Origin of the sequence: Flavobacterium rhamnosi (assembly GCF_048286515.1) — a bacterium.
Classification (GTDB): domain Bacteria; phylum Bacteroidota; class Bacteroidia; order Flavobacteriales; family Flavobacteriaceae; genus Flavobacterium.
In genome coordinates, this window is record NZ_JBLVPS010000001.1 from 129,581 (window position 1) to 153,586 (window position 24,006).

The 24,006-nt window shown below is 34.3% G+C and carries 22 protein-coding genes; 7 read left to right on the forward strand and 15 right to left on the reverse strand.

What is annotated here, in order from left to right:
• Positions 1 to 18: 18 nt before the first annotated feature.
• The 4 genes from acsA to ppsA all read right to left on the reverse strand — a co-directional run bounded on the left by acsA (position 19) and on the right by ppsA (position 5,508).
• Positions 19 to 1,752, reverse strand: a complete 1,734-nt coding sequence (acsA, locus tag ACNQGN_RS00610) for an acetate--CoA ligase (protein ID WP_417985936.1) — start codon at positions 1,750 to 1,752, stop codon at positions 19 to 21.
• Positions 1,753 to 1,826: 74 nt separating this feature from the next.
• On the reverse strand, positions 1,827 to 2,285 hold the full coding sequence (locus tag ACNQGN_RS00615) for an OsmC family protein (protein WP_417985937.1): 459 nt from the start codon (positions 2,283 to 2,285) through the stop codon (positions 1,827 to 1,829).
• Positions 2,286 to 2,323: 38 nt separating this feature from the next.
• Entirely contained in the window at positions 2,324 to 3,079 is a 756-nt protein-coding gene (locus ACNQGN_RS00620) for an SDR family oxidoreductase (protein ID WP_417985938.1), read from the reverse strand.
• Between the two features lie 8 nt (positions 3,080 to 3,087).
• Positions 3,088 to 5,508: a phosphoenolpyruvate synthase gene (gene ppsA / locus ACNQGN_RS00625; RefSeq protein ID WP_417985939.1), complete on the reverse strand. Its 2,421-nt coding sequence runs from the start codon at positions 5,506 to 5,508 to the stop codon at positions 3,088 to 3,090.
• 613 nt (positions 5,509 to 6,121) lie between these two features.
• Between ppsA and ACNQGN_RS00630 the strand changes: the two genes are divergently transcribed.
• From ACNQGN_RS00630 to ACNQGN_RS00655, 6 genes are all read left to right on the forward strand, one after another.
• Complete coding sequence (locus ACNQGN_RS00630) at positions 6,122 to 8,443, forward strand: PAS domain S-box protein (protein WP_417985940.1); 2,322 nt, start codon at positions 6,122 to 6,124, stop codon at positions 8,441 to 8,443.
• A gap of 10 nt (positions 8,444 to 8,453) precedes the next feature.
• Positions 8,454 to 9,167, forward strand: coding sequence for a sensor histidine kinase (locus ACNQGN_RS00635; RefSeq protein ID WP_417985941.1), 714 nt, complete (start codon positions 8,454 to 8,456; stop codon positions 9,165 to 9,167).
• Positions 9,168 to 9,183: 16 nt separating this feature from the next.
• Positions 9,184 to 9,594: a response regulator gene (locus ACNQGN_RS00640; RefSeq protein WP_417985942.1), complete on the forward strand. Its 411-nt coding sequence runs from the start codon at positions 9,184 to 9,186 to the stop codon at positions 9,592 to 9,594.
• A 22-nt stretch (positions 9,595 to 9,616) separates the two neighbouring features.
• Positions 9,617 to 10,042 (forward strand): response regulator, encoded by a 426-nt coding sequence (locus ACNQGN_RS00645; RefSeq protein WP_417985943.1) that lies wholly within the window; start codon positions 9,617 to 9,619, stop codon positions 10,040 to 10,042.
• Positions 10,043 to 10,048: 6 nt separating this feature from the next.
• Positions 10,049 to 12,403, forward strand: coding sequence for a response regulator (locus tag ACNQGN_RS00650; RefSeq protein ID WP_417985944.1), 2,355 nt, complete (start codon positions 10,049 to 10,051; stop codon positions 12,401 to 12,403).
• Between the two features lie 232 nt (positions 12,404 to 12,635).
• Complete coding sequence (locus tag ACNQGN_RS00655) at positions 12,636 to 12,995, forward strand: response regulator transcription factor (RefSeq protein ID WP_417985945.1); 360 nt, start codon at positions 12,636 to 12,638, stop codon at positions 12,993 to 12,995.
• A 96-nt stretch (positions 12,996 to 13,091) separates the two neighbouring features.
• Here ACNQGN_RS00655 and ACNQGN_RS00660 read toward each other — a convergent pair whose 3' ends face one another.
• From ACNQGN_RS00660 to ACNQGN_RS00690, 7 genes are all read right to left on the reverse strand, one after another.
• Positions 13,092 to 13,538 carry an endo-arabinase gene (locus tag ACNQGN_RS00660; protein ID WP_417985946.1) on the reverse strand — a complete coding sequence of 149 codons (447 nt, stop codon included), beginning with the start codon at positions 13,536 to 13,538 and terminating at the stop codon, positions 13,092 to 13,094.
• Positions 13,539 to 13,645: 107 nt separating this feature from the next.
• Positions 13,646 to 13,996, reverse strand: a complete 351-nt coding sequence (locus ACNQGN_RS00665) for an MmcQ/YjbR family DNA-binding protein (protein ID WP_417985947.1) — start codon at positions 13,994 to 13,996, stop codon at positions 13,646 to 13,648.
• A gap of 343 nt (positions 13,997 to 14,339) precedes the next feature.
• A complete protein-coding gene (locus ACNQGN_RS00670) occupies positions 14,340 to 14,723 on the reverse strand; it encodes a heavy-metal-associated domain-containing protein (RefSeq protein ID WP_417985948.1) in 384 nt (127 codons plus the stop codon).
• 95 nt (positions 14,724 to 14,818) lie between these two features.
• Positions 14,819 to 15,625, reverse strand: coding sequence for an SDR family NAD(P)-dependent oxidoreductase (locus ACNQGN_RS00675; protein WP_417985949.1), 807 nt, complete (start codon positions 15,623 to 15,625; stop codon positions 14,819 to 14,821).
• Positions 15,618 to 16,607 (reverse strand): NAD-dependent epimerase/dehydratase family protein, encoded by a 990-nt coding sequence (locus tag ACNQGN_RS00680; protein WP_417985950.1) that lies wholly within the window; start codon positions 16,605 to 16,607, stop codon positions 15,618 to 15,620. The genes ACNQGN_RS00675 and ACNQGN_RS00680 overlap by 8 nt, the downstream gene beginning before the upstream one ends.
• The gene (locus tag ACNQGN_RS00685; RefSeq protein WP_417985951.1) at positions 16,604 to 17,293 is read right to left on the reverse strand and encodes a CPBP family intramembrane glutamic endopeptidase; all 690 of its coding nucleotides are present in this window, start codon (positions 17,291 to 17,293) and stop codon (positions 16,604 to 16,606) included. The genes ACNQGN_RS00680 and ACNQGN_RS00685 overlap by 4 nt, the downstream gene beginning before the upstream one ends.
• Positions 17,294 to 17,303: 10 nt before the next feature.
• Entirely contained in the window at positions 17,304 to 17,825 is a 522-nt protein-coding gene (locus tag ACNQGN_RS00690) for a DUF6134 family protein (RefSeq protein ID WP_417985952.1), read from the reverse strand.
• 172 nt (positions 17,826 to 17,997) lie between these two features.
• Here ACNQGN_RS00690 and ACNQGN_RS00695 point away from each other — a divergent pair, with 172 nt between their 5' ends.
• Positions 17,998 to 18,213 carry a hypothetical protein gene (locus ACNQGN_RS00695; protein WP_417985953.1) on the forward strand — a complete coding sequence of 72 codons (216 nt, stop codon included), beginning with the start codon at positions 17,998 to 18,000 and terminating at the stop codon, positions 18,211 to 18,213.
• Positions 18,214 to 18,684: 471 nt separating this feature from the next.
• On the opposite strand, the gene ACNQGN_RS00700 is transcribed toward ACNQGN_RS00695, so the two are convergent.
• The 4 genes from ACNQGN_RS00700 to ACNQGN_RS00715 form a co-directional block, all read right to left on the reverse strand.
• Positions 18,685 to 19,173, reverse strand: a complete 489-nt coding sequence (locus ACNQGN_RS00700; protein WP_417985954.1) for a hypothetical protein — start codon at positions 19,171 to 19,173, stop codon at positions 18,685 to 18,687.
• 282 nt (positions 19,174 to 19,455) lie between these two features.
• Positions 19,456 to 20,229 (reverse strand): hypothetical protein, encoded by a 774-nt coding sequence (locus ACNQGN_RS00705; RefSeq protein WP_417985955.1) that lies wholly within the window; start codon positions 20,227 to 20,229, stop codon positions 19,456 to 19,458.
• A 305-nt stretch (positions 20,230 to 20,534) separates the two neighbouring features.
• Positions 20,535 to 21,923, reverse strand: coding sequence for a dihydrolipoyl dehydrogenase (gene lpdA / locus ACNQGN_RS00710; protein ID WP_417985956.1), 1,389 nt, complete (start codon positions 21,921 to 21,923; stop codon positions 20,535 to 20,537).
• Positions 21,924 to 22,235: 312 nt separating this feature from the next.
• On the reverse strand, positions 22,236 to 23,990 hold the full coding sequence (locus tag ACNQGN_RS00715; protein ID WP_417985957.1) for an ABC transporter ATP-binding protein: 1,755 nt from the start codon (positions 23,988 to 23,990) through the stop codon (positions 22,236 to 22,238).
• Positions 23,991 to 24,006: the final 16 nt, after the last annotated feature.

Here is a 24,006-nt window from a genome sequence, read left to right on the forward strand (position 1 = left end):
TTCGGGTCTGAAAATAGGTTAGGATTGTTCCAATGTTGAAATATCTCCTTCCGGTAATCCCAGTTCTCGCGCTTTTAATAACCGTCGTAAAATTTTTCCGCTGCGGGTTTTGGGAATGCTTTCCACAAATTCAATTTCTTTAGGAGCAACGGCCGGTCCCATTTCCTTTCGAGCAAAACCCATAATATCCATTTTGGTTTCCTCAGTAGGCTCTTTTCCGGTTTTTAATACCACAAAAGCTTTTACCAATTCACCAATACTGGGCTCTGGTTTTCCAATGACTGCCGCCTCTGCCACTGCCGGATGGCGCATCAGGTTACTTTCGACTTCAAAGGGTCCCACCATATGTCCTGAAGTTTTGATAATATCATCGGCACGACCGATAAACCAAAAATAGCCATCGGCATCTTTTTTGGCCAAGTCACCGCTGAGGTACCATTCGCCAATAAAGCATTTGTTATAGCGTTCTGTTTCATGTAAATACCCTCTAAAAAGAGACGGAAATCCTTTTTTTAAAACCAAATGTCCCTGAACATTAGGTTCTGTAATAAGTTTTAGCTGTTTGTCATTTACCGATGCAATGGCAATTTCTACTCCGGGTAACGGTTTCCCCATCGAACCGGGTTTTACTTTCATCGAAGGATAATTGGCAATCATAATACCCCCGGTTTCGGTTTGCCACCAATTGTCCAGAATCGGTATACCGAAATTTTCTTCGCCCCAAAGCACGGCTTCGGCATAAAGCGGTTCTCCCACACTCAAAATGAGACGAAGATTTTCAAGATTATATTCTGTGCAGGGTTTTATTTCCATACGCATCAATCTTCTAATTGCAGTGGGGGCGGTGTACCAAATATTTATTTTGTGTTCTTCAAGTATAGAATACCATCTTGCAGCATCAAATTCTGCTTCATCAACAATAGCGGTAACACCGTTAACTAAAGGCGCGATAATCCCGTAGGAAGTACCGGTAACCCAACCCGGATCAGCAGTACACCAGTACCGGTCTCCTTCTTGAAAATCAAGTACGTATTTACCTGTTATGTAATGCGTAAGAACGGCTTGGTGCACATGTAAAACACCTTTTGGCATTCCGGTGGTTCCGCTTGTAAAATGGAGTAATGCCGGATCTTCCGGATTGGTTTTCGGAATAACGAAGTTTTCGCTTGCCTGTTCCATAAGTTTGGAAAAGGATACTATTTTTTCTGAAATATGCGAGGTTGCGTCGCTAATAATGATGTGCCGAATCAAAGGCAGTCTGTCGAGAATTTGTTTTATGGTCTTGTCAAATAAAGCGGATGTTGTTATTAAAACTGTCGCCTCGCCTTTGCTGAGTCTTTGATAGACAGGCTCAGGTCCAAAAACGGAAAATAGCGGACAAAAGACCGCAGTGCATTTTAATGTTCCCAGAGCGGCTGTATATAATTCGGGAATTCTTCCTGTCAAAGAGAAAACACACTCCCCTTTTTGAATACCCAAATTCTGAAGCACATTGGCAAATTTTGAGGTCTGTTTTTGCAATTCGGAATACGTGAAGTCCTGAAAGTTTCTGTCTTTTCGAATAAAACGGAACGCCACTGTATCTTTCAGATGACTTTTCGCATGACGATCAATGGCTTCGTAAGCGATATTTAATCCCTTTTTATCAGGAAGGCCACTTAATTCTCGGGCAATAGTGTCCCATGAAAAAGAAGCCTGCACTTTCTCATAATCCAAAAGATGATGTTCTATTTTATTTTTGATGGAAATCATACTTTTTTTATTTTTTAAAATGAGACTAAAGAGAATATAAATAATTCCATATTTTCTGTTACTGCCTTTACAGGCTAGAATGAATTGCCAACCGGAACAAGATTATGCTCGATAATTATTTCGGGCTCTAATCGGATGGTTGCTTTAATGGCACTGGAAATTATACAGGCCTTTTCGCTCATCTCCAAAATATGTCTTGCCCTCTCCGGTTTTTGGGAATAGGGTATTACAAGTTTTGGTTGTAGAATAATTTCGGTAATCGTGTATTTGCCATCGATCATATCAACATTGCAAATAGATTTACTATCAAAACTGATAAACTGCAGTTTTGAATTTTCGGCAATTGATAGAAAAGTTGTCAATAAGCAACTGTTTATTGATGCAGCAAAAAGATGTTCAGGGGACCAGATTTCTTCTATTCCTTTAGGGAATTCAGGAGGTGTGGCCACTTCAATATTTTGCGGCAAAACAGGAGAGCTTAAAAGTCCTTTTCTTTTGCCTTTCCATTTTAGATTTACTTCGTAGATGTACATTGTGTAAGGGTTTTACTTAAAAATTAAATTTAAAAAAATTATTGTGCTACAAAGCCACCATCCACTGCCATGGCATGACCGGTTACAAAAGAAGCTTCATCTGAGCACATCCAAACGACTGCGTTGGCTATTTCTTCAGGCTGACCAAAACGTCCGACCGGTTCCAGACCTGTAAATTCTTCTATTGCTTCTTTGGTTTTTCCGGTAAGGCGATCGATCATTGGTGTTTGTATTACGCCGGGACAAACAACATTCACCCGGATTCCGAGTTTAGCACATTCAAGGGCCGCAGTTTTTGTTAATCCAATTACCCCGTGTTTTGACGCTACATAAGCAGGTAAGCCTGCGAATCCAACGAGTCCGGCTACCGAAGCACAGTTTACAATAGCGCCTTTACCTTGTTTTAAGATTTCGGGGATTTCATATTTCATGCAAAGCCAGATTCCTTTTAGGTTTATAGCAATGGTTTTGTCCCAGTTCTCTTCTGTACATTCGTAAGTAGGTGCGGATAGTCCTTCAATACCTGCATTATTATAGGCATAATCCAATCGGCCAAAAGCTTCAATAGTTTTTTCAACCATTGCTTTTACATCTGTAGTTTTCGAAACATCACATTTGATAAATATCGCTTCACCTCCCAAATCTTTGATGAGGTTCGTCGTTTCATTGCTTTCGATTACATCTACTACGACCACTTTAGCTCCTTTTTTGGCAAAAGCAATTGCTGTGGCCCTACCAATTCCCGATGAGCCGCCCGTTACAATAGCCACTTTATTTTTGAATATTGTTTCCATGATGATTTTTACATTAGAATTTTTCTTTTTGTTTTCCTTTCTGCTTCTAAAATATTTTCGATTCCTTTTATCAATGCATCGGGATTAAACGAGATACTGTCAATGCCTTCGTTTACTAAAAATTTAGCAAATTCAGGGATGTCACTGGGAGCCTGTCCGCACAAACCTACTTTAATTTCAAATCGTTTGGCAACCCGAATCGTTTCCTTAATCAAATATTTTATCGCTGGATTTTCTTCATCAAACAAATAACTCACTAATGCGGAGTCGCGATCTAAACCTAATGTGAGTTGTGTTAAATCATTAGAGCCAATAGAGAAACCATCAAAGAGTTTTGCATATTCATCGGCCATTAATACATTGCTTGGGATTTCAATCATGACATATACTTCCAGTGCATTGATACCCTGTACTAATCCGTTTTTAGCCATTTCATTAAGAACATTTTCTCCTTCTTCGAATGTCCTGCAAAAAGGAATCATCAGTTTTACATTATGAAGTCCCATTTCGTTTCGTACTTTTTTCATGGCCTCACATTCTAGTGCAAAACCTTTTCTATAAAAATCGCTGTAATAACGGGATGCTCCACGAAAACCAATCATGGGATTTTCTTCGTCAGGCTCATAATATTTTCCACCAATCAGGTTGGCATATTCATTACTTTTAAAATCACTCATCCGCACAATCACATCCTTAGGATAGAAAGCGGCAGCTACTATAGAAACTGCTTCGGCTAGTTTATCAATAAAATAATTTTTAGGGTCAGCATAAGAACTGGTTAATGCTGCTATCTCGGCAGCGATGGTAGCATCGCTTATTTTTTCGGGTTCGCATAATGCGAGCGGATGAATTTTGATGGTATTTGAAATGGCAAATTCCATTCGCATTAAGCCCACTCCCTGATTGGGGTAATGGCTTAATTCAAAGGCTCTTTCGGGGTCGGCAAGAATAAGCATCGGGTCTGTTTTTGGCATTTCAAGTTTACTGAAATCCTGCTCGTTTATTTCCCATTGCAGCACTCCCTCATATACATTTCCTTCTTTACCTTCGGCACAGGAAACAGTGATTTTCTGACCATTTTTTAGCACAGAAGTAGCATTTCCACAACCCACTACTGCAACAATTCCCAGTTCGCGAGCCACAATGGCAGCATGGCTGGTACGCCCGCCTTTATTGGTGATAATTGCCGAAGCTCTTTTCATGATGGGATCCCAATCGGGATTCGTTAAATCAGTCACTAAAATTTCCCCTGCTTGCAATAAATGGCCTTCTTGCGGACTATTTAGAATTCGGGCCTGACCCGAAGCGATCTTATCTCCAAGAGCAATTCCATGGGTTAAAAGGATACCTTTCTCATTGAGTTTATAGATTTCTCGTACTTGCTTATTTGCTTTTCCATGAACGGTTTCCGGGCGTGCCTGAACGATATAAAGTTGGTTGTTCAAACCGTCTTTTGCCCATTCAATATCCATTGCTTTTTTATAGTGGTTTTCAATACTGTAGCACCATTGGGAAAGCTGGACGACTTCAGTATCGTTCAGTGAAAACTGATTTCGTTTTTCTACCGAAGTGTCACTATTTACAATTGTATTTTCTGCCGATTCACTGCCTGACTTATCGGAATAAACCATCGTAAACTCTTTTCTACCGCACTGTCTTTTTAAAATTGGATTTAAATCTGGATTATTTAAAGTGGGTTTAAACACAATCCATTCATCTGGTGTAACGGTACCCTGAACAATATTTTCACCCAATCCCCAGCAACTATTAATGATGATGGTGTTCTCAAATCCGCTGTCAGGATCAATTGTAAAAGCCACGCCTGCAGCAGCTTTGTCACTCCTAACCATTTGTTGTACGCCAACAGAGATAGCAATGTCTAATTTGGCGAAGCCCATATCATGACGGTATTTGATAGCACGATCCGTAAATAAGGACACAAAACAACGGTGTACGGCATCCAGTAATTGGGCTGGACCACTAATATTTAAAAAGGATTGCATTTGGCCTGCAAAACTCGCAGTTGGCAAATCCTCCGAGGTAGCACTACTGCGCACTGCCACGTCAAGATTAGTACGACCACATTGTTCACTAAGGGATTGGTAGGCGCGCTGAATTTCATCACGAATTTCAGTAGGAATCGTTGCTGATAAAATTAGGTTTCTTGCTTTTTCTCCAATAGAAGAAAGATTTGAATACTGTTTTGTATCCAATAAAAGCAATAAATCTTTAAGAGGCTGCTCCAGATTATTTGTCATACGGAATAGTCTGTAGGCTTCTGCAGTAACTGCAAATCCGTTAGGAATGGCAATGCCAATCGGATTGAGTTGATTGTACATTTCGCCAAGAGAAGCATTTTTACCTCCAACTTTACCTATGGCTTCAATGCCAATTTGGTCGAAAAAAAGAATGTGTTTGTACTTTTCCATTTCGTATTTTTTTAAATAGAAACAGACTATTATTAGTCTATTAGAATGGTGACAATAGAAAAATATTTGAGGCAGAATTTTTAGTTAATCCGATCGTAAATTTTTGTAATTCGGAAGTAGGTTTTAAAAATCACGAATCATCTTTGTGGCTTAAAAAAAGGGTGTAGTAGGTGTACCTGCTTATTAAAACCAATACTGTAAATTTAAACAAATAATTATTTTTTTGGCACAAAAAATATATTTTTTTTAATATATTTTTTATTTAAGTGATTAAAAAACAGTAGTTTGTATTTTGATTTAAAAAAACCAAACAGATTAAAACGTACCGGTGAACGCTGCTTTTATCCGGATAAAGTTTTAAGTGTTTTTTGGGGTGGTTTAAAAGAGAGGTGTGCAAACCACCGATAGGAAAAATAAATATAATTCTTTGGGATTTTAAGCTTAGAAAAAGATTTATAATTCAAAAATAATTTTATTTTTGTAGGGATACAAAATTTGTAAGTTTAGTTTAAATATAGTGAGTATAACTATAGAATTTTGAATGAATATTTATTCAAACGGTTTAAATTTACAGCTTCTGGAGTCTAACTCTGATTTAAAGAAAGCCCCAAAAATGAAAATAAATCCGAAACCGGAAAATGAGATAGAAAGACTCAAAGCACTTGACGAATATGCAATTCTGGGTTCTTTACCGGAAAAAGAATATGATTCTATTGCTCAGCTGGCCTCTTATATTTGTGGAACTCCAATAGCTGTGGTAAGTTTAATTGATGATGAAAGACAGTGGTTTAAATCAAGTATAGGGTTAGATGTAACGGAAACTCCAAGAGAATTGTCTTTTTGTCAGTATACGATTATGGGCGATGAAGTATTTGAGATCAGGGATGCCATAGAAAATGAGACATTTGCTGACAATCCTTTTGTTACTGGAAATCCTAATGTTCGATTTTATGCTGGAGCACCGCTTCAGGATAAAAATGGCTTTAATCTGGGATCGCTTTGTGTTATCGATACGACGCCCAGAATATTGACTGATGAACAAAAGAAAGGGTTGAAATTACTTGCCAATCAAGTCGTCTTATTATTGGATTCCCGAAAAAAAAATAGGGATTTTATTAAATCCCAGAAAGAATTACAGAATTTTATTGAACTTTCTAAAGATTTGGTTTGTATTGCAAACGTGGATGGTTTCTTTTATAAAGTTAATCCTGCCTTTACGGATGTATTGGGGTATTCAAAAGAGGAATTAGAAGGTAAGCCATTTATAGATTATATTCATCCGGAAGATTTAGATAAAACATTAAAGGAAATTGAAAAACTTTTTGAAGAAAGAACAAACATTAGTTTTGAAAACCGTTATCGTTGTAAAAATGGCAAGTATATTTTATTGAGTTGGAATACAACTCCGGATCCTGATACCGGATATCTATATTGTATTGCCAGGGACAAGACAAAGGAGAAAGAAGCAGAGCTAAATTTAATTAGTAGCAATAAATTATTGGATGAGTCACAAAGCATAGCTAAAATTGGAAGCTGGAAGTTTGATTTAATTACAAATGAACTTATTTGGTCTAAAGGCCACTATCAGATTTTTGATTTAGAAGAATTGCCTTCTGATCAACTTTTTAAGGAATACCGAAGCAAAATTCACCCTGATGATCTATCGAATCTTGATAAAGCAATTGAAAATACGATAATTACTGGTGCCGACATAGTTTATAATCATAGAGTTTTATTCTCTGATAGAACTATAAAATATGTTGTGGGAATAGGAAAACCGTATAGAAATGAAAAAGGAGAAGTTATTGGAGTTCAAGGAACGGTCCAGGATATTACAGAAAAAACATTAGCTGAACAAAAAATACTCAGGAAAAATAAAGAGATTCGAGATATTAAATCCGCATTGGATGAAGCAGCAATTGTTGCTGTTACAGATCAAAAAGGGATATTCACTTATACCAACGAAAATTTCCGTACAATTTCTAAATATTCTAAAGAAGAATTGATAGGACAGGATCAGCAAATTATTAGTTCGGGCTACCATCCAACAGAATTTTCCAGAGGCATGTTTGTGACGATTGCCAACGGAAATGTTTGGAAAGGGGAAATAAAAAATCGATCAAAAGACGGGTCTTATTATTGGGAAAGCAGGACCATTGTTCCTTTTTTGAACGCAAAAGGAAAACCGTATCAATACATTGCCATTAGTACTGATATTACGCAGGAAAAATTAGCAAAAGAAAAATTAAATAATGCCCTAAAAGATCTTGAAAAAAAGAATTTAGAACTGGATCAGTTTGCATATGTAGTATCCCATGATCTCAAAGCACCACTAAGGGCTATAAATAATCTCGCGGAATGGATTACTGAAGATATGCCTGAAATGCCGGATGAGGTAAGTACAAATTTTGGATTACTGAGGGGAAGGATAGTGCGAATGGAAAATCTGATTAATGGCGTTTTGGACTATTCCCGCATTGGACGAACCGAAATTGAGAAAGAGACGACCGATTTAAAGAAAATGCTGAATCAGATTATTGATTTTATTGTTCCTATTGAAGGATTTGAAATTTCAATTGCTGAAAATATGCCTATTATCGAGACAGAAAAAATACTTTTGCAACAGGTTTTTAGCAATCTTATAAGCAATTCGGTGAAGTATAATGATAAGCCTATTGGAGAAATAGAATGCTTATATGAGTCGTTAGTTGATTTTCATCAATTTACTGTAAAAGATAATGGTCCGGGTATCGCTGAGGAATATCATAAAAAGGTATTTGAAGTTTTTCAAACCATTGAAGCGCGTGACAAAAAAGAGAGTACGGGTATTGGTTTGTCTATTGTTAAAAAGATAATTGAAGAAAAAGAAGGTCGTATCTATATAGAATCTGAAAATGATAATGGAACAAGTTTTATTTTTACCCTTCCTAAATAAATAAGCGAACATGACAGCATCAGAAAAAAAATGTCAGCAGGAATTAGTGGCTCTTAAAAATGAATTTGAGGAGTTTGTTTATATTGTGTCGCATGATATAAAAACACCAATGCGGGCCATTTCAAACATAACCACGTGGATTGAAGATGATTTAGGGAGTACTGCAGATAAAGAGATTCTGGACAATTTTAAATTGCTGAAAAACAGAGTAGGACGCCTTGAAAATATGATGAATGCATTGCTTGAATTTTCACGCGTCGACAAGAGTGAGATGGAACTGTATGAAGTTAATATTCCAAAATTAGTTGCAGATTGTATTGAAATGTTAGAAGAGAAGTCAAATGTTCAATTTCATTTTACCTATCATCTAAAAAACGAAAAAGCCGTTACGTTGGGTAAAAAACTCCAAAAAGTACTGTTTAGTTTACTGGATAACGCGGTTCGATTTCATGATAAAGAGATCAAGAATGTGTTTGTTGAAGTGACTGAAAATGAAAAAGATTATGAAATAAAAGTAAGTGACGATGGTCCGGGAATACCGGAAGGGGTAAGAGACAAAATTTTTTCTATTTTCTATACGGTAAATTCGAAAGATCTTGTAGATTCGACCGGTGCAGGATTAGCGATAAGCACTAAAATAATTAAAATGGTAGGGGGAGCATTTCAATATGCGCCAGCGGCAAATTACGGTTCGGTTTTTAGCTTTAATTGGCCAAAACAGTAAATAAAAAAATAAAATTATGACACATAGATTGGTAAACATTTTGTTAGTTGAGGACGATGAGGTTGATGTAATGAATGTTAAAAGAGCATTCTCTAAAAATAATATTAAAAACCCACTTTTTGTAGCAGGAAATGGAGTTGAAGCATTAGAATTGCTTGAGGATAAAATTATTCCGTTACCAAAAATCATTATCTTGGATATTAACATGCCTAAGATGAACGGAATAGAATTCTTGAAAGTTTTAAGGGAGAATGAAAGACTTAAAAATATATCTGTGTTTGTCATGACGACTTCAAATGAAGACAGTGATAAAATTAAAGCCTATAATTTGAATGTAGCAGGATATATTTTAAAACCATTGTCTTTTGAAAAGTTTGTTTCGTCAGTTTCTACACTTAATAATTTTTGGCAATTATGTGAAATGTAAATTTTTTTATTAAATTTACGTTATGACGAGTTCAAATATCTTGCTAGTAGACAGTTGTAGAGCGGATTTCGAAAATGTAAAAAACGCATTTTCGGAAATCGGTATTAAATCCACTTTGCATGTAGCCCAAAACGATGTCGAAGCATGGATGATGTTGCAGGGAGATAATAAAATATCACCAATCCCTAAAATCGTATTGATAGATATTAATGAGGAGAGTTTAAACGGGATATCTTTATTACATAGGATACGAGTTCATCCGGATCTAAAATCAATTTTAGTGTTTGTAATCACAAGAACAGAAAATGATAAAAATAAAGCAGCAGCTTTAAATTTAAACATTGCCGGATACATGCACAAACCGGATGAAAGAGAAAAAATAACAAGTTTTTTTTCAATACTTAATGACTATTGGAACATCATTGAATTTTCAAGTGAAAAAAAGTAAAAAAATATGGCTGTTGCTCTAAAAATACTGATAATCGATGATGATAAAGTTGATTCGATTACGATAATCCGTTCCATATCCCACTCCGGAATTATTGCGGATGTTGAAAGTGCTTTTTCAGCTAAAGAAGGCATTGAAAAGATCAAATCATTTTCGTATGATCTGATTTTTTTAGACTACATGATGCCTGATAGTGATGGAATTTCTTTTTTAAAAAAACTACGTGATTTAGGGATAGAAACTCCGGTTATTTTTGTGACTTCACAAGGGGACGAAAAAATTGCCAGTCAAGCTATTTTAGGAGGAGCTTCGGATTATATTCCTAAAACACTATTAACCCCTGATGGGATTTCACAAAGTATCAGAAATGCAATGAAACTTCACGAAAGTCTTGAACTGCGTAAGAAAACAGAATTAGCTTTAAATATTAATGCCAACAGACTTTATGAAGCTCAAAAATTAGCCAAGATTGGGAGTTGGGAAATAAATCTAAATGATGGGGCTGTTTTTTTCTCGGAAGAAGTTTTCAATATTTTTGAAATTGACAAAAATAGGATTCCTTCTATAGCGCTTATTAAATCCTGTTTAATTAATTCAGAAGATATTGAGCTTTTTGAAAGTAATCTAAATTACGTTAAAAATAGTAATTCAGAAATTCAGTTTAGTCATAGTTTATTATGTGAAAATGGAACAATTAAGTACGTCAATGAATTTATAAAATGTTTGAATAATGAACATAATGTACCATTCAAAATTTTAGGTACTATTCAAGATATTAGTGATCAAAAACGCATTGAAAGGGAATTGATAAATGCGAAAGATATTGCAGAACAATCGGTGAGGGTAAAAGAGCAGTTTCTGACAAATATGAGTCATGAAATTCGAACTCCGATGAATGGAATAATTGGATTTGCAAGAATTCTGGAAAGTACAGATTTAGACAGTGATCAGAAACAAAGTGTGGAAGCTATAAAAAGAGCCAGTACAAACTTAATGACGATCATTAATGATATCCTTGATTTTTCTAAAATAGATGCCAATAAAATGACATTTGAAGATGTAAACTTCTCTTTGTCGAAAATTGTAAATTCAGTAATTGAGCTCCTTTCTCCAACTTCAAAAGAGAAAAAAGTAAAATTATTATGTGAAATCGACCCTAAAATAAATGATTTGTTAATTGGCGACCCAACAAGATTATCACAAATCCTGATTAATCTGGTCGGAAATGCTTTGAAATTTACAGAGAAAGGATATGTTGAGCTAACGATTTCTCAAAAGAAAGAATCGGAATTTGAAACTTCTATCCAATTTACGGTTATTGATACCGGCATTGGTATCCCAAAAGATAAGATTGATTCCATTTTTGAAAGTTTTAATCAGGCATCAAATGAAACAACGAGGAAATTTGGCGGAACCGGTTTAGGACTTACCATTACCCGTAAACTCATTGAATTGCAAGGTGGCGTAATAACAGTAGAAAGTGAAGTTTCAAAAGGGAGTGATTTTTCTTTTTTGTTACACTATAAAAAGGCTCAAAAAGGTATTGTTGAACCTATAAAAGTAAAAAAAGAAGAATTATCATCCAATTTCTTAAAAGGCATAAAAATACTTTTGGTTGAAGACAATGAATTGAATCAACTTTTAGCAATCAAAGTATTTGCCCGATGGGAAAAAGAAATTGATATCGCAGAAAATGGAAAAATTGCCATCGAAAAAATTGAAAAGAATAATTATGATATAATCCTTATGGATATCCAAATGCCAGAAATGGATGGAAATGAGGTTACAAAATACATACGTACCAATATGGGGTATAAATCGAATATCCCAATAATAGCATTAACTGCGCACGCTACATTAGTTGAAGAAAAAAGGAGTTTGGAAAGTGGCATGAATGACTACCTGTCTAAACCTTTTGATTTTAATGTATTGCTTGAAAAATTACACCACAATTTAATGAATGTAGATAGAATAGAATCAATTGATTTATCAGAAGAAAAAGGCACTGCCGAAAGATTACTAAATTTTAATTATTTAAACGAGTTTGCTGATGGAGATACCGCTTTTATTGAGAAAATGGTATCCTTGTTTTTAAATAATGCCCCTGGAGCTTTAGAAAGTATCCTTGTCGCAAATGCAATTGATAATATAATAGTTTTAAAAGCTGAAGTACATAAATTAAAATCTTCTATAAGTTTATTAGGTATAACAAAAGCATCACTCTGTATTGAAATTATTGAAAGCGAAATAGAGGTAAATCCTTTAGGGCAAAAGCGAAAAGCTGAAGTTGAAAAGTTTTATGAAATTTGTCAGCTTGTTTTCGATGAATTGGAAGAAGTGCATGGTTTTTCTAAAATATAGCCAGTAATAAAACCAAATCAGACTAAAAAACGTAATTGTTATTATAAACTGTAATTGTTCTTTTTATATAAGATTGGTTTGTTTTACACCATAATTTTACAACAAATATCTAATATATTGATACTATTACAGGTTTTAAAAGTCTAATTTTGAGAAAGCTGCTTTGTATTTAAGAATGACAAAAAGCAATTTTTTAAAAGACTTAATTCCCATGTTGCTAATTATTCAATAAATGAAAATATTAATAGCCGAAGATGATGAGATGCTGCTAAAAACTATGGAGTTTAAGCTGATCAGGGAAGGGTATGAAGTTATCCCATGCCTGGACGGTAATGTAGCATTAGAAAAAATAGTTTCCGAGAATCCGGATCTAATCCTTTCAGATATAGAAATGCCTTTTGCTTCTGGATTAGATATCGTTAGAAAAGTAAAAGTAGAGTTGAAACTCAATATTCCAGTAATTATATTATCAGCGGCAGGTCTAGAAAAAAACGTATTAAAGGCTTTTGATTTGGGTGCGGATGATTTTATAACAAAACCATTTAGTCCCAATGAGTTGATTGTTAGGATTAAACGTCTTTTATTGAAATAACTTTTTTAGTTGTTTCTTATTACGTAAATGGGAAAAGAGTTTTAAAATAGTAGACCATCGTTTTCAAAAGAATGCCTTCATGGGCAGCATTTCTTTTTATTTAGGTTTGTAAATATGAATAGACTGTCCTACCAATTTCCATTGCCCTTCTATTTTTTCTAATAATCTGATTTCATAAGAGAAAGTTTTTTTGCCATCTTTCGCGGTTGATTCTTCGTCATGACTCACCCAGGCATTATTCTCGTGAATACTCATTTTGTAATTGGTATTCAGCGAAGAACCTCCATTGCCCATGGAATTGGGATTTGTATTGATCATTGCAGTAGGAGGAACGTCTATCGTAACGCCTTCAGTGGTCGAAACCAATATTCTGCTGTATGGCTTAATATGCCAACACTCCGTATGGCCTTTACTGTCGCGGGCTCTCCACGTGGCCGATTCTTTTTCAAGTACTCTTTTTATTGCTTCGGATTCATCAATTATTTGACTGTAGCCTAAAATGCTTATACTTATAATTAAGAAAAATGATAATTTCCATTTCATAGTAATGTTATTTAAATGATTTATTAAAAAATATTGGGGACTAAAGGCGATACTCTAATCAGTTATTGATGGGATCCTAAAAGATATTTTTGTTTTTTTATTGGTTTTTACTCCAAGTTATATTGCTTTCTTAATTTTACGGTCAGTTTATCTTTCACCAGAGTATAAGATTGTTCCAGATGTTTTTCCCATTCAGCCCTTCGCATTTTAGTAATGTCTTCAATAAAAACCCACTTGTATTTAGCGACATATGGAGCAGGTTTAAAATTAGTCCAATTGCTGATTTCTTCGAAATCTTCATCCTTAACTTTAAAAGAAGCGGTTGTAGGGAGTTGATCTAATCCCACTACGCAAAACATTTTTCCGCCAATAGAGAATACCAGATCATGTTTCCATTTAATATCTTCCGTTACGCCGGGCATTTCTTGGCAAATAAGTCTTATATCTTCAATGTCCATTTGCGAGCTGTTTAAACGTGTTTGTTTTAAATTGGAGTCAACTTAAGTTGGTGTGATAATCCAAACGAAACCATTTTGTCAATTAGAAAGTAAATATATGCGAATTAAAGGATAATCAAAACGCAGCATTTGTTAATATTTACTTTTAGGTTTAAAATACCTCATTAAAAAAAACAGATGTATTAATTTCCGTTTTTCTAAAAACCTTTTTCTGATGCATAGGCCCTTGCGATAGTGCTCGTAAAAGGCACTCGAAGTCATGGGAGATACTAAAAAAAAAACAGTTGCAATTGGCAGTAAACAACTAATAAAAACAGGTCACTTTGTTACGTGAAGATTTTGATTATACTTTTTTACAGCAGGAATCTAATTTTTCATAAGCCAGGATATCCGCTTTCTTTTCATCGGCATCGTAGCCTAGTTTTGAAATCGCTGTTTTAATTGTTTCCGGATTTGTCTTTGTTGCATTATAATATACTGTTACTGTCATCGCTTTTTCATCAAGTTCATACATTTTAACACCTTGGATTTTCAGCATTTTTGACTGAAAGTTTTTTCCGCAAGTTTCGCACGTTTTACAGTGGTCACAATAAATATTCGTTTTGATAACAGCTTTTCCGTTTTTCTTGGCTTGTCCATAAGAAAATGCTGTTAAAAGTATTGTAAAGATTATAGTAATCAGTTTAGGAGAAATCAGTTTCATTGCAGTGTAATTTATTTTAGACAAAAATAAGGATTTTAAGCTATAATTTGAGTCCTGTTACAACTAATCAAAATAATTTTCAATCTGATTTCAGCGCCTATGGATCTGCATATCGGTTACTATTCTGTTACTGAAACAGATTTTAACTTTTTCATATGATGAGTTGAGATCATTTCGTTGATGATTGGAGGCAACAACTTGTCTGCCAGTAAAAATAATTTATTGATTCGTCCGGGAATAATAATTTCCTTTCGGTTTAGTAGACCTTTAATAGCGATTGGTGCAACGTCTTCCGGATTCATTAGTGACATGCGCATTAGCCAGTTGTTTGCTTTATTGGTGATCATAACGGATGAATTTGTATTCATTCCGCCAGGGCAAATAACACTAACATTTATACCGTCAGATTTCAATTCACGTCGCAGGCTTTTTGAAAAGAAATAGATATAGGATTTGGTGGCACCATACACTTGTTTTTTTGCCAGAAAAAAGAAGCTACACAGACTTCCTACATTTAAAATATGAGAGGGTTTATTACTCTTTAACATTTCAAGAAACAAGCTGGTGAGTAAGGTAGTAGCGATCACATTTAATTTTAGCTGCTTTTGATAAAAAGATAGACTTCCTTCACTGAATAACATGGTACTTCCTATTCCTGCATTATTGATGAGCATATTCACGGATAACTTAAGTTGTTCCACTTCTTTAAAAACCAAAATGCAATTCTCTTCAATTGTTAGATCTTTTTCAAGAACTATTACGTCAACTTTGTATTGTTGTTTTATGGATTCGGCCACCGCATAAAGTTTAGTGTCGGGGAGAGCCACAAGGATTAGATTCATTTTTCTTGTGGCACACTCGATTGCCAATGCTTTTCCAAATCCTTCACTGGCACCTGTTATCAATGTATAAAAATAATTATGCATGGGTTTTATTTTTTAAAAATTGGATTGTCTGTTGAAGCCCTTCTTTTAGAGGGGTAATTTGGTAGCCTAATTGACGGATTGCTTTATCACTACTGAAAATTTTGTTGCAGAATATTTGTTGAATACCTTCTTTTGTCACATAAGGTTCTTTATTGATCGTTTTGTATTGTATCCATTGGAGCGCAGCCCATATTTTTATGAAAAATTCAGGCGTCTGAATCAGTGTGGCTTTTGTTCCGGTCAGTAAACGAACAGTTTGAAAAAAATCCACAAAAGATACATTTTCACCGCCGAGTATATATTTTTCGCCTCCAGTCCCATTTTCCATCGCAAGTATGTGACCATTGACCACATCATCAATAAAACAGTAATTGGCTGCCAGATTACCAGGTTTGGGAATGAAAGTGATACTGCCGTTGATAAATTTATTTAGTACTTTGTTTACACTGATTGGGTGGGTTTCAATACCAGGACCAAATACTTTTGAAGGAGATACAATGACTGTAATTAGTCCTTTATGGACATAATCGGTAACAAGGTTTTCGGCAAGAAATTTTGTAATGTCATAATTATTATCAAAGGTGGTAGTGCGCGAGTCATCTTCACACATGGGGTCTTTCAATGATGGTCCTATTACACTGCAACTACTGGTGAATACAAATTTTTTAACACCCGATTCAAGTGATTTTTCGAGCATATTGCGAGTTCCTTCTACATTTATTTCATGAAAAAGACGGGGGTCTTTATCAAATATTTTTACCAGAGCAGCGGTATGATATACTTGTTCACATTCCTTAATTACAGCGGTAATGGATTGCTTGTCAGTAATATCACCCGTAAAGGCTCGAATGTTTTTATGAACAGGAATATGGACTGAATTAGGGTTTCGTACCAATATATTGATGTCATTTCCGCCTTCGGCCAGCTTTAGTGCAAGTTGGTGCCCTACAAATCCTGTTGCTCCAGTTATTAAAATTTTCATAACCTTTCTATTTTAGATGTATATAAATAAGACCGGTAAAAAGTAAGTTCGTATACTAATGAAACACCAATATGAAGAATAATAGCAGGCCATGCGGCATTAAATAATATATTAAAAAAACAAACTAGCAGGCCAAAAGGTATACAAACCAATATCTCTTTTTTGCTGTTAAAAATGTGTAACAATACATAAAGAAAAACATTTACTGTGACAGCCATGGTTATTCCTAACCAAGCGATACTGTCAAAAAGTAAAAAACCTCTAAACCATAATTCGTAAGCAAACAGAAAGATAGTTCTAACGATGAAGTAGAGAATAAAAAAAGGCGAAGATAAATGGACAATACTTCCGTATGGTTTTTGGTTTTTTAGGGAAGCATATCTACTTTGTTTGTATACAATGGTTAAGAGGAGTATAAAAATCAGAATGAATAAAAAAACAAAAGAGCTGTCCAAGATTCTGTTACTAATTAAAACTTCCAAAGTGGAATGTTTCAATAGTATTATTGGGATAATCCCAAACAAAATTATTCCTATGACATGAAATCCAATAAGCTTTCCTGGATTTGAAGTAAAAATCCCCTCATCATTAATTAATCTTTGGCTATTCTTGATCTTACTGATCCAGCTGAATAGAAAAAACAGAGCATAACAAAAGAGATATACCGTAATGTTTGTTGTTTGCATGAAGAATTTTTTAAGGTTCGTGAATTATTTCAATCAGATAAAAGGAATTGCTGATCTTTATTTTAGTGCAGATACCCTTTTCGTAATAAAAGCTATTGCTGTTGCCATCTGGAAATTTAATTTTATAGCCACCATCATGCGTTTTTGTTACTTTGACAAAGCACTGTTGGATGTCACTATATACAGCTTTTGTAGCTGTAGGTTCTAGAAAATACAGGCTCAATAGGTTTGCGCCGATAAAAGGGACGCTTAGTTTTTCCTTTTTACCATTTTCTATTACTTCATATTTGTCTATTACAAAGCTTGTCTGTTTATCCAATTTTGTTATGCCGTTCGTTTTTCGGAATTGGGAAGAATAAATGAGTTTTCCATTTTCAAAAGTTGCGGATTCTTTTACCGATACCGTAATCAAAAAAATGAGACGGGTTTTTATTTCAGAAATCAATAACAGGCTTGATTTATTTCCAACAATTTTTTTTTCAAGTTGCAATGTTCCAATGTCATTTCCAGCTCGTATTATTTTATAATTCAACTGTAGATTTTGAGCTTTTGCTATTATTGAAATGAGCAATAGAAGACTTAACATAAAAAGAGAAAAATTCCTGTGCAGAAGGGTTTTTAAAAAGTTAGTTGTTAGTAAAACTTTTTTCACCCAGGTTTGGTTGTGGTATTTTTTTAATAAAATATAAATCAGAAACGGTATCATGACTTCTATTTTAAGTTTATCACAAATGTCTTGCCTTTTGGCAAAACTAAAGAAAGTAACAATCGTTACAATTTCATTCACTGCAGGTACTTCTGGTCCTACAGTAATTCATACTCCCAAAGCATTTGAAATAATATTTAATTTTGGGGCAAATTCAAACTTTATAAATTCATTTACCTTGTTAATTTTGGGGACTTTGAAACTGTCTGAGTAGAATGGGTTAAATTATGGTATTGTCTTAATCGGTTTTCATTCAAATCGCTATTTTTTATCGCATGTATGGAAAGGCAGTGTTGCTAATCTAGCGAGTTTAGAATGAGAAAGAATAAAGAAATACGTCTTAATCTACACCACTAATTTACAAAAAAATACATTAAAAAATCTCAAATAAGATCCTTTTTTAATGTTAAAGTATTGTTTGTTAGTATGTTGTGTTTGTTTTTAAGTAAAGATTGAAAAGTCAAATACCAAAACAGTAGTCATCAAAAATCCGTTTTCACCTCATTTTTTAGAATAAAGTAAAACGGATCTAGGATTTTTAATTCATGATCAGCATTAACTTCCATAGCCATCAGGTAGCCCAAAGAGTGCATCGGGTCTGCTGGATTTTAAATATTGATTGAACATTAAAAAGACATTATTGTGCAGCCATTTTTATTGTACGTAGTATTTGTTTGCCAAGTTTTTAATTTTTACTAAATGTTAATAAGTCTATTCCTCCATTGTCACCGATTACATTTTTTAGTTTGATATAACTTTGGGATTTATCAATCACTTCCCATTCATTTATTGTTTCTACAAAATTTATTGGAGATGTTAAAGTAATATCGAATTTCAAATCTGTCAAATTATCGATGTAACCACTAGTGTCTGTAATTAACCAGGTTCCATTATATGTATTTATACCATCAGTGGCAGTTAGCGCGTTATTTGCTTCAAAACTAAAATTTAATTTATTGAAATTAATTGTTTCATTGAAATCAGTGTCCCAATAAAAACTTATTTTCAGAGTTCCATCAGTAACAACAATAGTTACATTGTTTTGTTTATCTATTGGAGTTAAACCATTTAAATGATTACCGGTCTTTAAATCATCTAAAGTATTAGCGCAAGCGGGTGTAATTAAAATAACAATCAATACCGGCTTTAAACTGAATTGTCTTAGTGTTTTCATAGCAAATAAATTAAATTATTAAATTTTAACATATTTCCGTATAAATATCGTACAATACAATCAAATTTACGAATTATTATTAATTTAAATGTTAAAAAGTTAAAATATTTTTAATTAAAATATGTCTTTTTATTTGCTATAAAAGCATAAGAAAATCAGAGTTGGGGATCTGAAATCCGACTATTGTGGGAATTAAAATTAGATTATTTTTCTTACTGAAAGTGGTGCAAACGCAGTTACGGGTTTTGGGATGATTAATATCCAGACCTTTCGATGGGTTGCTTAATAAAGATTTTGTTTTTTTGAAGTACTAACTTTACTATATATTGCTTCGAGGGAATAGTTTTTAATAATACTAGTTATCTTTTTTAATTCATTCATTTGATTTAGTGCCGAACGTTTAATTGCACGTGACATTTTAATCAAATTGTCAGTATGATGATCAATTTCAATTGTTAAAATAGATTGAATAATTTCTTTTTTCATAATAAGTCCAGTCATTCCCTGTTCAGTCACGGAGTCCAACTGATCAAATTCCTTCATGATTTTTAAATTTTGGATACCCAGATAGCTGTAATTTTGTTGTTTATTTAAAAAGGTTTTTTTTAATCTTGAAATTATAGGGTTATTCACGGAGTCTTCAATTTCAACTTTTATAAGAGAAAATTTAATAGGTATGTTTTTTTTGAAATGCAATATAGTATTGATACTTCGACTACTGGTCATTACTGCTGATTGGTGTTTTCTTAGGGTTGATTTGTGTCCAGACACACCAAAGCTATGGTTGATGGATCCCTCAGTGCAGTAGGCAAATAAAAGAGATGATTTATCCGAGGATTCAATACTCAGCAATGTATCATCAGAAAATGAAATAGTAACCTGAATTGAAGTAATACCATTTATAAATGATATTCCCTCAATATTTCCCTTACTTAAATCTGAATCTAAGGTTAAATTAAATTCGTTATTGTTTGAATTCAAATTTCCTTTAAAGGAGGTTTCGAGTTCATTAAAAACTTCATTTATTGTTCCGGTAGTAAGATAAATATTTTTCATAAGACGCACTTTTTAAATAGGTATAAAAAAAAATGACTCTATTTATTTTTAACTATTTTGATCTATTCAAAGTACGTGATTGAATGTCAAATTTTTGTTACGTAATTATTTATATATGTTTCATAATTAATTGTTAATAGGTTTGTGATTGGATTTAGAGCGTACTAAAAAGCGTTGTTTCTTAAGCTATCTTACAGTATAATTCTGTTGTAGTAATGGGATGATTCCATAAAAAAATCCGACTTGCTTTCACAAATCGGATTATTAAATCTGAAATCAAAAATCGTTACTTTACGATCTAAGATCTATAAGTGTATTACCTCGCCATATGCATCAGCAACAGCTTCCATAACTGCTTCACTCATTGTTGGGTGTGGGTGAATTGATTTTAGGATTTCGTGTCCTGTTGTTTCCAGTTTACGAGCTACAACTGCCTCGGCAATCATATCTGTAACACCAGCTCCAATCATGTGACAACCCAACCATTCACCATATTTAGCATCAAAAATTACTTTTACAAAACCATCCGGTGTTCCTGCAGCTTTCGCTTTTCCTGAAGCCGAAAATGGGAATTTACCAATTTTCAATTCGTATCCTTTTTCTTTAGCTTGTTTTTCCGTCAAACCTACTGAGGCAATTTCAGGAGTTGCATATGTACAACCCGGTACGTTTCCGTAATCGATAGGTTCTACGTGGAGTCCTGCAATTTTTTCTACGCAATTAATTCCTTCAGCAGAAGCTACGTGTGCTAATGCTTGTCCTGGTGTAACATCACCGATGGCATAATATCCTGGGATATTGGTTTGGTTGTAGGCGTTTACTAATATTTTATCTCTATCAGTGGCAATACCAACTTCTTCTAATCCTATGTTTTCAATATTTGTTTTTATTCCTACTGCTGAAAGTAAGATCTCCGCTTCTAAAACCTCTTCTCCTTTGGCTGTTTTTACAAATGCTTTCACACCTGCTCCAGTGGTGTCAATTCGTTCAACTGATGAGCTGGTCATGATTTTGATACCTGCTTTTTTCAATGATCGTTCCATTTGTTTCGAAATGTCTTCGTCTTCTACAGGAACTACGTTTGGCATGAATTCTACAATGGTAACATCAGTTCCCATTGCGTTATAGAAATGTGCAAATTCTACTCCAATTGCTCCGGAACCTACAATAATCATAGATTTAGGTTGTGTAGTCAAAGTCATTGCTTGTCTATAGCCAATTACTTTTACACCGTCCTGAGGTAAGTTGGGTAACTCACGGGAACGTGCCCCAGTGGCAACAATGATATGATCCGCACTGTATTCAGTGACTTTGTTATCTTTGTCAGTAACATCAACTTTTTTTCCTGGTTTTAGTTTTCCAAAACCATCAATTACGTCGATTTTGTTCTTTTTCATCAAGAACTGAACACCTTTGCTCATTCCGTCAGCAACACTTCGACTGCGTTGAACAACAGCGGGAAAGTCTTTGTCAAATGATGAAACAGTCAATCCGTAATCGGAAGCGTGTTTTAGATAATCAAAAACCTGTGCTGATTTTAATAACGCTTTGGTAGGGATACAACCCCAGTTCAAGCATACTCCGCCTAAGTTTTCTTTTTCAATAACGGCTACTTTAAAGCCTAATTGTGATGCTCTAATGGCTGTAACATAACCGCCTGGGCCACTTCCTAAAACTATAATATCGTATTTCATTGTTTAAGTATTTATTTTTTTAATTGTAAAAATGAAATTCGTAAAACATATTTCATTTTTGTCTGTTGCTCTTATTTAATTGATTGGGCGAATTTAAGGATTTATTCCGTTTTGAGAAAGTTTCAACGAAATAAAGTAGTAAACTAACAAATTTTCAAAAAAACACCGTTATTTTAAATATACTTACAGTTTTGTCAATTATACATGCGAGGTTTTTTTTAGTCTCAAATGCACTAATTTTTAATCTGAATTTAAAAACGTAGTGGTTGGAATCGAAAAAAAAAATATGCATTTTGTATCTTAGGGACAAAACTAATTAGCCACTGAGAATTGGGAGTCATATAAGTTCTTATAATACCCGCTTTCACGGTTAATTAACTCTTGGTGCGTCCCTTGTTCCACGATCAATCCTTTATCCATAACCACAATTTTATCAGCATTGACAATTGTTGCAAGTCTATGGGCTATGACAATCGAGGTTCTGCCTTCGGTAATTGTTTCCGTAGCGCGCTGAATCAATTCTTCTGAGTAGGTGTCAATCGATGAAGTCGCTTCGTCCAGAATTAAAATGCTTGGATTGCTGACGTAAGCCCTCAAAAAGGCAATTAGCTGGCGTTGTCCTGACGATAGCATTACTCCACGCTCTTTGACGTCAAAATCATAATTATCTGGCAAACTCATAATGAAATTATGGACGCCAATTTTTTTTGCTGCAGCTAAAACCTGTTCTCTGCTTATCGCTGGATTATTCAAGGTTATATTATTGAAAATAGTATCGGCAAAAAGGAAAACATCTTGTAAAACCACCGCAATTTGTGTGCGTAAGGAACTTAAAGTGTAGTTTTCGATGTTGTGATTGTCTATATAAATAGAACCGCTGTTAATTTCGTAAAAACGGTTTAATAAATTGATAATAGTAGATTTTCCTGCGCCTGTGGAACCCACAATGGCAATGGTTTGTCCTGCATTTACCTGTAGGTCAATTCCTTTGATGACATCTTCTTCAGGAATATAACCAAAACGAACGTTTTCAAATTTTATATTTCCCTTAAAAATTGGCGCTTCGATAGTTCCTGTGTCCTGAATTTGATCCTGGGTGTCCAAAATATCAAAAACACGATTGGCAGCAATCATTCCAAGTTGCATCTCATTGAATTTATCCGCAATTTGGCGTAATGGATTAAAAAGCATTCCGATGAACATGGTGTACGAAAATAAATCTCCAAAAGTGGTAAAATTATCACCGTTTAATATTTTGATTCCACCATACAAAACAATAAAACCTAGTGTCAAAGATGAAATAATATCAGCAATAGGGAAAAAGATGGAGTTATAAAGGATAGTTTTTATCCACGCTTTTTTGTGCTTGTCGTTGATGCTTTTGAATTTTTCATATTCAATATCCTCTCTGTTAAAAAGTTGTACAATTTTCATTCCTGTGACACGTTCCTGTACAAAGGAGTTCATATTAGCGATTTGTGTTCGTACTTCCTCAAAAGCGACTTGCATTTTCTTTTGGAATATTCGGGTGAAAAAAACCAGAATAGGCATGGCTACAATCACAATCCAGGTCAATTTCCAGTTCATATAGAACATAAAAATTAATACTACAAACATTTTCATCAGGTCACTGATAATCATGAACAGACCCTGACTGAAAATTCGTGCGATAGATTCAATGTCCGAAACGGAACGCGTTACGAGCTGGCCTACAGGAACGTGATCAAAATATTTCATTCGAAACGTCAAAATATGATGAAACAATTTGGTTCGAATATCTTTTACAATATCCTGACCAAGCCAGTTGGCCCAATACACAAAATAAAATTGTGAAAATACTTCAAACAAAAGCACAATTCCCATCAGGATTACATACATTAATAATCCCTGTTGGTCTTGGGTTGCAATATATCCATCAACGGTTTGTTTTAATAAATATGGACGTAATGCCGCAAATATCGAAAGTGAAATGGCAAAAATGATCACGCCATTAAAACGCCATTGGTACGGTTTGGTGAATTTTAATATTCGTTTGAATAATCGGGTGTCAAATGCTTTTGCTTTCATATATTTTTTTTAGCCT